This window comes from Haladaptatus sp. HS23 (assembly GCF_056892285.1).
Window position 1 is genome coordinate 558,933 of the sequence record NZ_JBXGLH010000001.1, and the last position, 13,265, is coordinate 572,197.

General features: G+C 63.4%; 15 protein-coding genes. 7 read left to right on the plus strand and 8 right to left on the minus strand.

The features are described from left to right. Window positions 1-3 precede the first annotated feature (3 nt). Window positions 4-1,074, minus strand: coding sequence for a glutamine-hydrolyzing carbamoyl-phosphate synthase small subunit (carA, locus tag AC1XDK_RS03075; protein ID WP_483348297.1), 1,071 nt, complete (start codon window positions 1,072-1,074; stop codon window positions 4-6). A 102-nt stretch (window positions 1,075-1,176) separates the two neighbouring features. On the opposite strand from carA, the gene AC1XDK_RS03080 reads away from it, so the two are divergent. After that, the gene (locus tag AC1XDK_RS03080; RefSeq protein WP_483348298.1) at window positions 1,177-1,590 is read left to right on the plus strand and encodes an Lrp/AsnC family transcriptional regulator; all 414 of its coding nucleotides are present in this window, start codon (window positions 1,177-1,179) and stop codon (window positions 1,588-1,590) included. A gap of 63 nt (window positions 1,591-1,653) precedes the next feature. Here the strand turns inward: AC1XDK_RS03080 and AC1XDK_RS03085 are convergent, their stop codons facing one another. After that, on the minus strand, window positions 1,654-2,358 hold the full coding sequence (locus AC1XDK_RS03085; protein ID WP_483348299.1) for a PHP-associated domain-containing protein: 705 nt from the start codon (window positions 2,356-2,358) through the stop codon (window positions 1,654-1,656). Between the two features lie 54 nt (window positions 2,359-2,412). On the opposite strand from AC1XDK_RS03085, the gene AC1XDK_RS03090 reads away from it, so the two are divergent. From AC1XDK_RS03090 to AC1XDK_RS03100, 3 genes are all read left to right on the plus strand, one after another. Next, window positions 2,413-3,372: a diacylglycerol/lipid kinase family protein gene (locus tag AC1XDK_RS03090; RefSeq protein ID WP_483348300.1), complete on the plus strand. Its 960-nt coding sequence runs from the start codon at window positions 2,413-2,415 to the stop codon at window positions 3,370-3,372. Window positions 3,373-3,724: 352 nt separating this feature from the next. Continuing rightward, a complete protein-coding gene (locus AC1XDK_RS03095; RefSeq protein ID WP_483348301.1) occupies window positions 3,725-4,222 on the plus strand; it encodes a CBS domain-containing protein in 498 nt (165 codons plus the stop codon). An 84-nt stretch (window positions 4,223-4,306) separates the two neighbouring features. Beyond that, the gene (locus AC1XDK_RS03100) at window positions 4,307-5,242 is read left to right on the plus strand and encodes a DMT family transporter (RefSeq protein WP_483348302.1); all 936 of its coding nucleotides are present in this window, start codon (window positions 4,307-4,309) and stop codon (window positions 5,240-5,242) included. A gap of 24 nt (window positions 5,243-5,266) precedes the next feature. On the opposite strand, the gene purQ is transcribed toward AC1XDK_RS03100, so the two are convergent. Next, window positions 5,267-5,941 carry a phosphoribosylformylglycinamidine synthase I gene (gene purQ, locus AC1XDK_RS03105; protein WP_483348303.1) on the minus strand — a complete coding sequence of 225 codons (675 nt, stop codon included), beginning with the start codon at window positions 5,939-5,941 and terminating at the stop codon, window positions 5,267-5,269. Then, complete coding sequence (gene purS, locus AC1XDK_RS03110; RefSeq protein WP_231185450.1) at window positions 5,938-6,189, minus strand: phosphoribosylformylglycinamidine synthase subunit PurS; 252 nt, start codon at window positions 6,187-6,189, stop codon at window positions 5,938-5,940. The genes purQ and purS overlap by 4 nt, the downstream gene beginning before the upstream one ends. 304 nt (window positions 6,190-6,493) lie before the next feature. On the opposite strand from purS, the gene AC1XDK_RS03115 reads away from it, so the two are divergent. Then, a complete protein-coding gene (locus AC1XDK_RS03115; protein WP_483348304.1) occupies window positions 6,494-7,447 on the plus strand; it encodes a formyltetrahydrofolate deformylase in 954 nt (317 codons plus the stop codon). A 2-nt stretch (window positions 7,448-7,449) separates the two neighbouring features. Here AC1XDK_RS03115 and AC1XDK_RS03120 read toward each other — a convergent pair whose 3' ends face one another. Both AC1XDK_RS03120 and AC1XDK_RS03125 read right to left on the minus strand, forming a co-directional pair. After that, window positions 7,450-8,091: a class I SAM-dependent methyltransferase gene (locus tag AC1XDK_RS03120; protein WP_483348305.1), complete on the minus strand. Its 642-nt coding sequence runs from the start codon at window positions 8,089-8,091 to the stop codon at window positions 7,450-7,452. Between the two features lie 93 nt (window positions 8,092-8,184). Further along, window positions 8,185-9,204, minus strand: a complete 1,020-nt coding sequence (locus AC1XDK_RS03125; RefSeq protein WP_483348306.1) for a phosphoribosylaminoimidazolesuccinocarboxamide synthase — start codon at window positions 9,202-9,204, stop codon at window positions 8,185-8,187. A 145-nt stretch (window positions 9,205-9,349) separates the two neighbouring features. Here AC1XDK_RS03125 and cofH point away from each other — a divergent pair, with 145 nt between their 5' ends. Next, on the plus strand, window positions 9,350-10,702 hold the full coding sequence (gene cofH, locus AC1XDK_RS03130) for a 7,8-didemethyl-8-hydroxy-5-deazariboflavin synthase subunit CofH (protein ID WP_483348307.1): 1,353 nt from the start codon (window positions 9,350-9,352) through the stop codon (window positions 10,700-10,702). 34 nt (window positions 10,703-10,736) lie between these two features. Here the strand turns inward: cofH and cofG are convergent, their stop codons facing one another. Beyond that, window positions 10,737-11,825, minus strand: coding sequence for a 7,8-didemethyl-8-hydroxy-5-deazariboflavin synthase subunit CofG (cofG, locus tag AC1XDK_RS03135; protein WP_483348308.1), 1,089 nt, complete (start codon window positions 11,823-11,825; stop codon window positions 10,737-10,739). 112 nt (window positions 11,826-11,937) lie between these two features. Here cofG and AC1XDK_RS03140 point away from each other — a divergent pair, with 112 nt between their 5' ends. Then, complete coding sequence (locus AC1XDK_RS03140; protein ID WP_483348309.1) at window positions 11,938-12,582, plus strand: S24/S26 family peptidase; 645 nt, start codon at window positions 11,938-11,940, stop codon at window positions 12,580-12,582. Between the two features lie 20 nt (window positions 12,583-12,602). Here AC1XDK_RS03140 and cofC read toward each other — a convergent pair whose 3' ends face one another. Beyond that, on the minus strand, window positions 12,603-13,208 hold the full coding sequence (cofC, locus tag AC1XDK_RS03145) for a 2-phospho-L-lactate guanylyltransferase (RefSeq protein WP_483348310.1): 606 nt from the start codon (window positions 13,206-13,208) through the stop codon (window positions 12,603-12,605). Window positions 13,209-13,265: the final 57 nt, after the last annotated feature.

A 13,265-nucleotide genomic window follows, 5' to 3' on the forward strand; every position in this document is an offset into this window, starting at 1 on the left:
CCGTTAGTCGGCAGCGACGAGTCGTTTTCGGGGTGCCATCGAAAGCACGTCGTCGAAGAATCCGAGGGTGTCGTTCGGTCCGGGGTTGGCTTCGGGGTGGTACTGGCGCGTGAGAACGTCCAGTTCGTCGTTTTCCAACCCTTCCGGCGTGTCGTCGTTGACGTTGATCTGCGTGACTTCGAGGTCGCCGGGGTCGGCGACGGTGTAGCCGTGATTCTGCGTGGTCATGACGACCTGTCCCGATTCGAGGTCGCGAACGGGTTGGTTGACGCCGCGGTGGCCGAAGTCCATCTTCTCGGTCGTGCCACCGAGCGCGCGGGCGATTATCTGTTGACCGAGACAGATGCCCGCGAGCGGGAGTTCCCCGGCGAAGGTTTCGACGAGTTCCTGGGCGGCTTCGAAGTTCGCAGGGTCGCCCGGACCGTTGGAGATGAACAGGATGTCGGCCTCGATGGCTTCCACCTCGTCCGCGGTCACATCGTGCGGGAGGACGTGGACGTCCGCGCCGCGCTCGACGAGCGAGTCGATGATGCTTCCCTTCGCGCCACAGTCCACGAGCGCGACGGTACTGCCGTCCTCGTCGCCATCACCGAGGTGAACCTCGGTTTCGGGGACGCTGACCTGCTCACCGATGTCGTGGTGGTCGCTCATGCCCGGACAGCGTTCGAGTTCCGCGAGCGCGTCCTCGGGCGTGGCGTTCTCGCCGACCGCGATTCCGCACTTCATCGCGCCCTGCTCTCGAATCCCGCCGACCAGGTCGCGGGTGTCGAGGTGGTCCACCGCGGGAACGCCCTCGGCTTCGAGCCACTCCGCGACGTCCTCGGTGAGTTCACGCGCGACGACGGCGCGTGGGTGTACTCGGTCGCTCTCGAAGCGTTCCTCTCGGACGCCGTAATTCCCGATGAGGGGATACGAGAACGTGAGTATCTGTTCTTCGTAGGACGGGTCGGTGAGGCTCTCCTCGTAACCCGTGTATGCTGTTGTAAAAACCAGTTCACCGCAAGCCGTTCCCGGAGAACGACCACGGGCTTCCACCACATGGCCACCCTCCAGCGCGACGTAGGCACCCGGCATTACGAGATTCATATGCAATCCGGGCCTATAAACCTTGCTTTCGTAACATCGTTACGAAATTCGTAATCGTCAAGTAGCGGGCAACACTACCTGCATATCTCCATGGACGCACTCGACCGACAGATACTGAATCTCCTCCGGCGAGACGCCCGAACTCCGTACACAGAGATAGCAGAAGCGGTCGGTACGTCGGAAGGCACCGTTCGAAATCGAGTCGAACGGATGACTGAGGACGGCGTTATCGAACGATTCACCGTCACGACCCACACCGGAAACGTAAAAGCGATGATAGAAATCGGCGTGGACGTGGCCGTCGACACGACGAGGATGTCCGACACGCTCGCGGAGTGGGAACAGGTCGATTTCGTCTGGCAGGTCAGCGGCGAGGACGACATCGTCCTCGTCGTGGACGCCTCCGACACCCAAGGCGTGAACCAACTCATCACCCGCGCGCGAGAGATGGAGGAAGTCGTGAGTACGAAGACTCGATTGATTTTGGACGAGCGACTGGGGTGAGTGATAAGGAATCGAGTCGCTTCACGAAATGAATCGAAGAGCGATTTTGGACGAGCGACTCGGCTAGTCTTCCGGTTGCGGCGGTTCGCCGACGCCCGGGGACTCCTCCTCGGGGCGGTGGAGGTTGTCCTTTCCCTCGTGCACCTTCCGATAGCCGCGGCGGACGAGTTGGTCGAACGTCCCCCGCTTGACCCGCGGTTCGACGCGGCCGTCCCGAATCGCGCTGACGACGCTCTCGGGCGTCAAGACGTCCGCATCGACCATCGTGTACGCGCGCCCGACTTCGACCGGGTAGTGGGCGTCGCTGCCGCCGACCAGCGGCAGGTCGTAGCGGTCCGCCAGTTCGCGCGCCCACTCCTCGGTTCGCGGGTGCTTGCCGTTGATTTCGATGGCGTCGAACTCGGCGTCCACCTCGCGGACGGTGCTGTTTCGGTACGGATGGGCGACGATGGCTGCACAACCCCGTTCGTGGGCGAGGGCGACGGTTTCCTTCGGCGTGAGAGTCCCCGGTTCGGTGCGCGTGGGTGGGTCGGGACCGACGACGAGGACGTGCCCTTTCGTCGTGGAGATTTCGATACCCGGAATCGTCTTCACGACGCGTCCGGCGAACGGCTGATAGTAATCGTGATTCGTCAATGCTACGCCGTCCAGACCGCGGTAGCGCGCGCCGAGTTCGAGGAGTCTGACACCCAGTGGGTCGAACAGCGCGGCAGCACGTTCGTGGCCGTGAAAGAATCGCGTGTGAGCGTGTAGGTCGAGGGCGAACACGTCCGTATCTATACTGCCGATAGGTCTTTGGTTTTTCCGCCGGTCAGTCAGTGCATGAAAGCCGACGAGGAGGGTGCGGTGGACGACCTCGTGGCGAGCGAGGAGGCCATCGAGTACGAACGCGTCGTCGTGTTGAACCCCATCAGTGGCGACGCGAACCACTGCGAGCAGGTCCAGCGCCTCGCGACGGAGTACGACTGTACCGTCCTCGAAACCCAGGGCGAGGGGGACGCTCGCGGGTTTGCACGCGACGCCGCGGAGAACGGTGCCGCCGTGGTCGCGGCCGCGGGCGGCGACGGGACGATACACGAAGTCGTCCGCGGATTGGACGACGCCGACGCGCTGGATGCCGTGACCTTCGCCGTGATTCCGGCCGGAACGGGGAACAACTTCGCCGGAAACATCGGCGTCACCGACATCGAACACGCCTTCGAGGTCCTTGATGCGGGCGAACGGCGGCGAATCGACCTCGGAACCGCGAACGGGCGACCCTTCGTCAACTCCTGTGTCGGGGGACTGACCGCGGACGCGAGCCACCAAACCGACCCGGAGCAGAAGGCGCGCCTCGGCGTGCTGGCCTACGTCGTGAACACCCTCCGCTTGATGACCGACTACGAGGGGCTTCCGCTCAGGATAGCCGCGTCCGACGACGGCGACGTGACGTGGTCCGGCGACGCGGTGTTCGTCCTCGTCGGCAACGGGCGACGGTTCCCGGCGAAGGGCCGGACGCAGGCGAACATGGAGGACGGACTGTTGGACGTGACCGTCATCGAAAACATGCCCACCGCGAACCTGCTTCAGGAGGCGACGATGCAACGCCTGTTCGGCAGCGAAACGGAGAACGTGACCTACCTCAAGACGCCCACGCTGGAAATAGAGGTCGAACAGGACTCGCCTGTCGAGTTCAGTTTGGACGGCGAGATGGGCGAATGGGACGGGTTGACGCTCGGCGTTCGACCCCACACCATGGAACTCGCCGTCGGCGCGGAGTACGAGCGATACCCCGAGGAGTGAGGCGGGAAATCGGTCGGTTTCGCGTATCGTAAGTCGGCTTCGCGTATCGTAATTTGCCACGCTGGCGCGCGCTGGCGGGACGGCGGGGCCGAGAGTGGCCGCGCCGTCTCGTTGAAGCCGTGCGAGGGATGACTGAAGGAGTAAAACGACTGAAGGAATCGGTTGGGGAGGGCGTGGTCGTGGCGGTGTGGTTGCTGTCGCGGTTATTTGACGTCTGTGACTACTCACGAAACTGTTGTATTCCAGTAGGGAACTGCTTCACCAGCAGTCGCATTTGCAAAGCCAGCGGAATCAGACGGACGACCAACTCCCCGTGACAACGTTTACGCCGCGTGCGTCCCACCGTTCACGTATGGCAATCACCGCCCGTGAGTTGATGACGACCGACGTGGAAACCGTCTCGCCGGACGACGAAATCGGCGACGTGCTGACGCGCCTCGCGCGGGTCCAGTTCAACGGCTTTCCCGTCACCGACGACGGCCGCGTCGTGGGTATCGTCACGCAACACGACCTCGTCCACCTGTTCCAACCGAGCGACCGAACGCTGTGGATTCCCATCGGGTTCCCGCCGTTCCTCGAAAGCCTCGAATACGGGTTCGACCTCTCGTGGGACGAGTTGGACGCGGGTATCGACCTCGTGAGAAATGCCGGGAAACCGGTTCGAACGGTTATGACCGAGAACGTGGTGACGGTGACGCCCGAGGACGACATCGACGACATTCTCGACCTGCTGGCCGACGCCGAGAGCGACATCAACCGCCTACCGGTGATAGAGGACGGGCAACTCGTCGGCATCATCGCCCGGCAGGACGTGCTGCGGGCGCTCCGCGACGAGCGACGAGCGCGGTGAGCCCTGTCGAAACGCCGTCACTGAACCCGGCATTCGAAGGGGGTTTTCGAAACCTACTCCCCGTCTCGCACGAGACCTCGTAGAGTGAGCCGGTATCGAAACCTTCTGTTGTTCATCGTCCTCGCCGCGTTCTGGGGGTCCGCGTTCATGGCCATTCGGGCCGGATTGGAGTTCATCCCCCCGGTTCTGTTCGCGGCGATCCGCTACGACGTGGCGGGCGTCCTGATGCTCGCCTACGCGGTGTACGCGACCGACCGCTGGCGTCCACAAACGGGCGGCGAGTGGAAACTCGTCTTCGTCGGCGGCGCGCTCATGATTGCGGCCTATCACGCGTTCCTGTTCGTCGGCGAGCAGGAGACCCCGAGCGCCGCCGCGGCGGTCATCGTCAGCCTCAGTCCCATTCTCACGACCGGTTTCGCGCGGGTGTTCCTCCCCAGCGAGCGACTCACGCCCGCCGGAATCGCCGGTCTGCTCCTCGGGTTCGTCGGCGTCGCCGTCCTGAGCTTCGCCAACAACGGGTCGAGCGAATCGCTGGCGACGACCATCGTCCCGCAACTCCTCGTGTTCCTCGCCGCGTTCTCGTTCGCGCTCGGTAGCGTTCTGACACAGCGAATCGAAGCCGACCTTCCCATCGAGACGATGGAAGCGTGGTCGATGCTCCTCGGGGCGGTCATGATGCACGTCATCAGCATCGCCCGCCCGAGCGAGTCCGTCTCGGCAATCGAGTGGACGCCGGAGGCCATCGCCGCTGTCGTCTATCTCTCCATTTTCGCCAGTGCCGTCGGATTCCTCATCTACTTCGACTTGCTCGACCGCCTCGGTCCCGTCGAAATCAACCTCGTCTCCTACGTCGCGCCGGTGTTCGCCGCGATTACGGGGTGGTTCTTCCTGCAGGAACCGGTGACGCCGCTGACCGTCGCCGGATTCTGTATCGTCTTCACGGGATTCTGTCTACTGAAGCGGCAAGCGATTTCCCGCGAACTACCGCGGATAACCGGCGTCTTCACGTCCGGGCGGTAGCCGTCAAAAAAGGAATCTCGAACCTCAGTCGAAGCCGTAGAGGACGCCCTCTCCGTCGGTGCCGCCGATGTCGGGAAGCGTCGCGCGCTCGGGGTGGGGCATCATGACCGCGACCGAATCCGAGTCGCCGACGATTCCGGCCACGTTCCCCTTCGACCCGTTCGGGTTCGTCTCGTCGGTCACGACGCCGTTCTCGTCGCAGTAGCGGAAGAGGATACGGTCGTCGGCGTCGAGTTCGTCGTACTTCTCGTCCGTGATTTCGAACCTCCCCTCGCCGTGGGCGATGGGGACTTCGATGACCTGTCCCTCCTCGTAGGCGGCGGTCCACGGGGTATCGGCGTTCTCGACGCGGAGGTAGACGTGTTCACACTGAAAGCGTGCGCTCCGGTTGGTCGTGAACGCGCCGGGCGTCAGACCCGACTCACAGCCGATCTGTGCGCCGTTACAGACGCCGAGGACGGGAACGCCCGACTCGGCGGCGTCGCGCACCTGTGCCATGATGGGCGAGTTGGCGGCGATGGCCCCCGCGCGGAGGTAATCGCCGTAGGAGAACCCGCCGGGAAGCATCACGCCGGTCGCGCCCTCGGGTAGGTCCTCCTCGTGCCATACGAGTTCCGCGTCGATTTCGAGGTGGGAAAGCGCACGCACCGCGTCGCGGTCGCAGTTACTCCCACCGAATTGGACGATGGCGACCGTCATCGCTCCTCGACCGCGACCGTGTAGTCGTGAATCGTGGGATTGGCGAGGAGACGTTCGGCCATCTCTCCGGCACGCTCCTCCGCGTCCGAGGAGGTATCGGCGTCGAGGTCGATTTCGAACACGTCCGCGGAGCGAAGCGAGTCCAGTTCGAAGCCCAGTCGGGAGAGTGCACCTCGGGTCGTTTCGGCCTCGGGGTCGAGGACGCCCCGTTTCAACCGAACCGTCACCGTCGCGGTGTAAGCAGTCATCGGTTGACCGTGCGCGTTCGTGTTCAAAAGCTCTTTTGGAACGAATTCGTTGTACACATTCGTGTTGTTCCCGTCGGTGAGCCGTCCCACAGCCAATGAGTCGTTTGCCCCCGTTCGCGTCCGTCCTCGTTCGTGCCACGCGTAATCCCGTTCACGCGACAGTTGTCGTCGGCCCGTTTTCGAGTAGGCTCTCCCTGCTACGTGTCAACGTGGACGGGAAATTTTGCACCGTCACAAACGTTTTTGCCGCCGAGACCCGATACGTTTCTTCCATGGCAGTACCCCGTAACCGGCAGGTGAAGCGATGAACTACCGAGAGCTGACCGAAATCACCGTCGTCGGGGACGATGATACCGGACTCGTCGCCCGCGTCACGACCCTCCTCTTCGAGCGCGGAATCAACATCGAGGACGTCGACCAAGCCGTCCGCGAGGGCGTCTTCCGCATGACGATTCACGTCGAGACGAGCGAGATGTCCGTGAGCAAACACCGACTCCGCCGAGACCTCTCCGAACTCGGCGACGACCTCGGGGTAGACGTCCGCGCCCGGTTTCCATCGGAACGCGACTCCCGGCAGGTCGCCCTCCTCGTGACGAAGGAATCGCACTGTCTCCGCCGCCTCCTCGACGAACGAAGTGAGTTCGACGCCGAAATCGGTGTCGTCATCGGGAATCACGACGACCTCGAACCCGTCGCGAAGGAACACGGCATCCCGTTCCACGACGTCGGGGACGAACGCGGCGTCCACGACGAGGAACATCTACTCTCGCTGTTGGACGACTACGATATCGACCTCGTCGTCCTCGCGCGTTTCATGCGCATCTTGAGCCCCAACGTCGTCTTCCGCTACGAGGGACGCATCATCAACATCCACCCGAGTCTGCTTCCCGCGTTCCCCGGCGCGAAGGCGTATCGACAGGCGAAGGAGGCGGGCGCTCGTATCGCTGGCGTCACCGCCCACTACGTGACGACCGACTTGGACCAAGGACCCATCATCACCCAGCGGGCGTTCAACGTCCCGGACAGCGCGAACGTCGACGAGTTGCGCGAACGAGGACAACCCCTCGAAGCCGACGCCCTCCACGAAGCCGTGCGCCTCCATCTGAACGACGACGTGGAGATTCGTCGCGGTCGGACCGAACTCCGAGACGGGAACGACAGCGAACGATATCGCCTCGGACTGCCGGCAGAACTCGACGACGTGACGCCCGACGGCCCCATCGACGGGACGGTCGCCGTGAGCGAATCGAACGACTGACGCTATTCTTCGGATTTCGACGTCGGTTTTCGAGCGAGCACGAAGCAGGTGTCGCTCCCTAAAACGTCGTTTACTGTCTGCCGCCAGAGAACGTCGAACCCCGCGTTTTCGAGCGTCGTAATGCTCTCGTCCGGTGACGGGACGCTCCAGTGCATCTCGACGCCGGTATCGAGCCAATCGTCGTCGCTTCCCTCCCACGCGGTGGACCCGACCGTCATGAGGAGATAACCGCCCGAAGACAGCAGGCGATAGAACTCCCGTGCCACGTCGGGATGTTCGTTCGAGGGAACGTGAATCACCGAATGATACGCACAGATGCCGTCGAACGTGCCGGTCGCGAGGCCGAGCGCGGTCATATCCGCCTGAAAGAACCGTCCCGCGGGGACGTTCTCGCGGGCGCGGGATATCTGCTCGCGGGAGAAGTCGATGCCGACGAGGTCCGTATCGGCGGCCAACAGTTCCGCGATTGGTCGACCCGCGCCACACCCGGCGTCGAGTATGCGCGCGTCGTCCGGGAGGTGGCCGTGGAACTCCGACAGCAGGGCGATATCCTCGCTCTCCTCCTCACCGCCGCTTCGCTCGGCGAGGTAGTCATCCGCGATTCGGTCGTAGGCGCGACGAACGTCGTTTCTCTCGTGGGGCATGGTCGGAAGGTGACGCGTACTGTCGTTCCATGGTTCGCTTTCGCATAAAAAGGTTCGGCGACGGCGGTCGTTTCGTCGTTCGAATGTCGAGCGTTACAGGTCCTTGATGGACATCACCGCGTCCTCCAGCGACGGCGCGTCGAACAGGTCCCTGTCGATGTACGCGTTCGCTCCGGCGGTGTACAGGTTGCGGGCGGCGGTAATGACCTCGTCCGGGAGCGGTTGCGGTTCGACCGAACACAGCGATTTCCAGTCGGCCATGTCACGCTCTTTCGCCTCGACCTTGGCGTCTCGAACCGCATCGGCCCACGCGGTCTGTTCGCGTTTGTGGTACTGACGGATGAACTCCTTGCTGACCTGCTGGCCGTGGAAGGTGAACCGGTTTTCGTCGAACGTTCCCACCACGTCGGCGACGCGAATCTCACCGTCGTAGTAGAGGCACTCTATCTTCCCGTCCTCGTGAGTCAGGTCGGCGTTCGCGGCCTGCCGCGTGACGAAATCGTTCACCTCGCGGGCGACTCGCTCGAGTTCGTCCACGTCCGCCTTTCCGGCGATTTCGTCCGCCTCGTCCCGCGAGAGGTATCGGTCGCTCTCCTCGAACTTGGTCGAGAACTCGACGGCGGGTTCTTCGAGTTGGACCGCTCCGTCGGGCCACTCCGGGAAGTCGAGTCCGTGGTCGCTAGGGTCGGTGCGGCGGCGAAGGCTGGACCCGACCGGAACGCTGTTGCGGAAGACGACTTCCAAGGGGATGAGGTAGTTCTCGTCCGCACCGCTGTGAAAGAGGTCGTAATCGTAGTCCCGTCCCTCGCGTGGCAAGTTCGGAACCTGCGTGAGGTCGATGGCCATCTCGGTGGGTGGTTCCGTGACCTCCGAAAGGGGGACGACGTCGCCGTCGGACACGACGCCACGGTAATGAGTCGGAACGCCCTCCGCTTCCAATCCCTCGAAGTTGGACGCGCCCATCGCACAGAGGCTTGCACCCTTGTCGGGAATCGTATCGGGCATCTTGCCCCAATCGAACACCGAGTAGTCGTCCGTGAACACGAACGACCCGCGCCCGAGCGAGTCCGGCGTCGGTTCGCGTTCGACCCGGAACTCCTTCACACTCGTCATGGTGTTGGTTCTGCCGTGCCCCGACTAAGTAGTTTCCATCTTCGTGCTGAACTTCGCCGACATGTGGCCGAAAGATGTACATATGTATGCGATATCGACTGCCGTGACCCGGCGATTTTTGGGGGTCCGCCGGGATTACAGAGCAATGGCTAACGTGCGTGCGAAGAGCAACATTCCTCGGGAACAGTTCGGCTTTGAACACGTTCCCGAAACCGACCAATCGTTCGAGAACGCGCTGGCGCGGGCGCGGAACGGCGAACGACTGACCGTCGCCGACGGCGTCGAACTGCTGACGACCGGCACCGACCACCCCGGCATCGACCTCACCCGAAAGGAGCGCGTGCTGGAGGCCGCGGACCGGCGGCGCGAGGCGGTCGTCGGCGACACGGTCACGTTCGTCGCCAACCTGAACAACAACGTCACCACAGCGTGCAACACGGGGTGTCTGTTCTGCAACTTCAAGGACACCGCCCAGAATTTCGAAGTCGGTTCGAACGAGGAACACGGTGGATTCACGAAGACGCCCGAAGAGTCCCGCGAAATCGTCGCCGATGCGCGCGAGCGAGGAATCTACGAGGTGACGTCGGTCAGCGGTCTACACCCCGGAATGGCGCTGAACGACGACCACTTGGAACTCCTCGAAGCGAGCGAGCGCGGCGATTTGAACTTCAAGTCGCCCGAGGAGTACGAAATCGACCCCGCGACGTACACGGAACAGATTCGAGCGATGAGCCTTCCCGGCGTTCACGTTCACTCGATGACGCCCGAGGAGGCCTACCACGCCCGTCGCGGTACGGACTGGGACTACGAGGCGGTCTTCCGCGAACTGAAGGCCGCCGGACTCGACAGCGTGCCGGGCACCGCCGCGGAGATTTTAGTGGACGAGGTGCGCGGCGTCATCTGTCCCGGCAAAATCGGGACGGAGGAGTGGATGGAAGCGATGGAAGCCGCCGCGAACGTCGGTCTCGACACTACGGCGACCATCATGTACGGCCACGTGGAAAACGAGATGCACCGCGTCCTCCATTTAGAGCGGATTCGTGAGCTACAGGACCGAACCGGCGCGATAACGGAGTTCGTTCCGCTCTCGTTCGTCCACCGGAACACGCCGCTGTACGAACGCGGCATGGTGGAAAACGGCGCGAGTACCCACGAGGACGAACTCCTCATCGCCGTTTCCCGGCTGTTTCTGGACAACGTCGAAAACATCCAATCGTCGTGGGTGAAGTACGGCGACGAACAGGGATTGAAGATGCTCTCGTGTGGCGCGAACGACTTCATGGGCACCATCCTCTCCGAGGAAATCACGAAGCGGGCAGGCGGCCAGTTCGGCGAGTTCCGCTCGTTCGAGGAGTACGTCGAGATGATAACCGCCATCGGGCGCGTCCCGGCGGAGCGTTCGACCGACTATCGACAGATTCGGGAGATAGACCCCGAGGACCCGCCGTTCGGCCCGACGCTCGGTCCGTGTGCCGACGGGACGCCGTTGCTCGACTGACGAGCGACGCCGTCCCGAAATCGTGAGCGGTGCGTTATGTGTTTTCTACGAGCGAGCGATACCGCTCACCTGCCGAATCGTCCGCGTCGAGCGCCGCTCGAATCCGGTCGGGGATTCGACCATTATCGACGAATCGGTCGTAGACGGGCAGGCGTTCGTGAAGGGGAACGCCGGCGGACTCCGCGATGTCCTCCAGTTCGCGCAAGGCCGGCCACGCGTAGTCCGGGTTGATGTAGTCGTCCGTCACGGGGGAGACGCCGCCCAAATCGTCCACGCCGCAGTCCAACAATTCCCGCGTCGGCGACAGGTTCGGCGGCACTTGCACCGAAATTTCGTCCGGGAGCGCCACCCGCGCCATCGCCACGACCCGGCGCATCGTCTCGACCGACGGTCGTTCGAAGCGGGAGCGCTCGTTCGGGACCACGTTCTGGACGATGACCTCCTGAACGTGGTCGTGGCGTTCGTGCAGTTCGCGGATGGCGAGGAGGCTCTCGGCCCTGTCGCGCCAGTCCTCGCCGATACCGACCAACAGACCGGTGGTGAATGGCACGTCGAGTTCGCCGGCGTTCAGAATCGTTGTGAGGCGCTGCCCCGGATTCTTCCGGCGCGGCCCCGCGTGGGCGTCCACGTCCGCCGTCGTCTCCAACATCACGCCCATGCTCGCGTTCACGTCCGCGACGAGTTCCATCTGCTCGCGCGTCTGGTCGCCCGGATTCGAGTGGGGAAGCAGGCCCTCCTCCAGCGCGATTTCACACACCTCGCGGAGGTACGAGTGAATCGAATCGTGGCCCCAGTCGGCCAACTGCTCGTGAACCCGCGTGTACCGCTCGTCCGGGTCGTCGCCGAACGTGAACAGCGCCTCGGTACACCCTGCGTCCGCACCCGTCCGAAGTATCTCTCGAACCTCCTCGCGCGACAGCAGGGACGCCTCCCCCGGCGCGTCGAAGTACGTGCAGTAGGTGCAGGTGTACCGACACGCCGTCGTCAGCGGGACGAAGACGTTCTTCGCGTAGGTCAACGCGTCGGCGGGCGAGGCGTCCGCCGGGGTGACGGCGAGGAGTCTGTCCACGTCCGCTTCGTCGAAGGTGATGTCGATGTCGTACTCGTCGGCCCCCGAAATCATGGTGTGGGCTACGGGGTTGGGGGTAAAAGGGTTTGGAGCTTCGAAACGGAACGCCGAAGCCGTTTCACCCTATCCGAAGTTTCAAGCAACGATACAGACGAGTGGAACGTGAATGTCCCCTCCAACCGATGCCGGGCCAAAGGAGCTGTTCCAGTGGTTCAGAACGACCGAGGAGGAACCTGTCGCCATCGTTCGTGACGTGGTGAAAACGGCGATGTGGGTCGTCGGAATCGGCGTCCTCCTCTTCGCGATAACCGGCGTGTGGCCGCCGATGGTGGCCGTCGAAAGCGGAAGCATGCAACCGCACATGAAGAAAGGCGACCTCGTCGTCGTGATGGACGAAGGGCGACTCGCGGGCGACGGGTCGTACGGAGACACGGGCGTCGTGCCGTACCGTGCCGGGAGAGGGTCCGGCTATCGGGAGTTCCACAGTTACGGCGACGTCATCGTCTACCGCCCGGACGGGGACACTGGAAGAACACCGATAATCCATCGGGCGCGGTTCTGGGTGCGGGAGGACGAGAACTGGTACGACCGGGCGAACGAGGCGTACGTCGGTACCGCGGACAACTGCGAGGAACTTCGGAACTGTCCCGCACCGCACGCCGGATTCATCACTAAAGGCGACGACAACGGCGTGTACGACCAATCCTATGACCTCGGCGGGCCGATAAGCGCCCCCGTCAAGTCGTCGTGGGTCGTCGGCAAGGCGAAACTCGGGATTCCGTGGCTCGGGTGGATTCGGCTGGCTATCTGAGGGTGTTTTCCGTTCGAGAATTACCGCGTGACGGACACCCGACCACCCGTCACGGAGAGCGAAAAGTCCGCGTCCAGTAGCCAATCGCGGGCAGCACCGGTTCCGTGCATCAGCACCTCCGCGAGGTCGGACACCTCGTCCACGTCCGTCGCGAGGCGGTGTGAGTCAAGTTCGGTGACGGACGCGCCGATTTCGTCCGCGATTTCGAGGTGGTCGAGGTACGACGTGCCGTGGTAGTCCACCCGAAACTCGGGGTGACGGGAAACGAGCGCGTTCGTGCCGCCGCCGCGGCCCGGCGCAATGACGACGTCCCCCTCGGCCGAAAAGAGCCGTTCCAGTGCCGTCGGCGTCGCCAGCGCGAGGTCCGCCATCACGATTGCGATGGGGCCGTCAGCGGTGAGTACGTCGTTCACGGCGGGCGTCAACGGACGGGAATCGACTTCGAGCGGCGCGTCGATATCGACGTGACCGGTCGACAGTACGCGTGGCACCCCGCCGGTCGAACGAATCGCCGCGAGAACGTCGTCGAGCATCGCCAGCGCGAACGCCCGCCGCTCCTCGAGCGTGAGCGTCCCGGCGAGCCTCGTCTTCGGTTCGTTCGCGGCGAACGGCACCACCACCTGCATAGCCGTTGGTACTCGGGTGGTGGGTTAAGTGGTTGCGAAAACAGCTAACGAAGGGTT

Excerpts from the sequence above, each read along its gene's own strand:
- carA (WP_483348297.1), bottom strand. The coding sequence starts at position 1,074 with ATGCCGGGTGCCTACGTCGCGCTGGAGGGTGGCCATGTGGTGGAAGCC.
- AC1XDK_RS03080 (WP_483348298.1), top strand. The coding sequence starts at position 1,177 with ATGGACGCACTCGACCGACAGATACTGAATCTCCTCCGGCGAGACGCC.
- AC1XDK_RS03140 (WP_483348309.1), top strand. The coding sequence starts at position 11,938 with ATGTCCCCTCCAACCGATGCCGGGCCAAAGGAGCTGTTCCAGTGGTTC.
- cofH (WP_483348307.1), top strand. The coding sequence starts at position 9,350 with ATGGCTAACGTGCGTGCGAAGAGCAACATTCCTCGGGAACAGTTCGGC.
- AC1XDK_RS03095 (WP_483348301.1), top strand. The coding sequence starts at position 3,725 with ATGGCAATCACCGCCCGTGAGTTGATGACGACCGACGTGGAAACCGTC.
- cofG (WP_483348308.1), bottom strand. The coding sequence starts at position 11,825 with ATGATTTCGGGGGCCGACGAGTACGACATCGACATCACCTTCGACGAA.
- AC1XDK_RS03120 (WP_483348305.1), bottom strand. The coding sequence starts at position 8,091 with ATGCCCCACGAGAGAAACGACGTTCGTCGCGCCTACGACCGAATCGCG.
- purQ (WP_483348303.1), bottom strand. The coding sequence starts at position 5,941 with ATGACGGTCGCCATCGTCCAATTCGGTGGGAGTAACTGCGACCGCGAC.
- cofC (WP_483348310.1), bottom strand. The coding sequence starts at position 13,208 with ATGCAGGTGGTGGTGCCGTTCGCCGCGAACGAACCGAAGACGAGGCTC.
- AC1XDK_RS03125 (WP_483348306.1), bottom strand. The coding sequence starts at position 9,204 with ATGACGAGTGTGAAGGAGTTCCGGGTCGAACGCGAACCGACGCCGGAC.
- AC1XDK_RS03115 (WP_483348304.1), top strand. The coding sequence starts at position 6,494 with ATGAACTACCGAGAGCTGACCGAAATCACCGTCGTCGGGGACGATGAT.
- purS (WP_231185450.1), bottom strand. The coding sequence starts at position 6,189 with ATGACTGCTTACACCGCGACGGTGACGGTTCGGTTGAAACGGGGCGTC.
- AC1XDK_RS03090 (WP_483348300.1), top strand. The coding sequence starts at position 2,413 with ATGAAAGCCGACGAGGAGGGTGCGGTGGACGACCTCGTGGCGAGCGAG.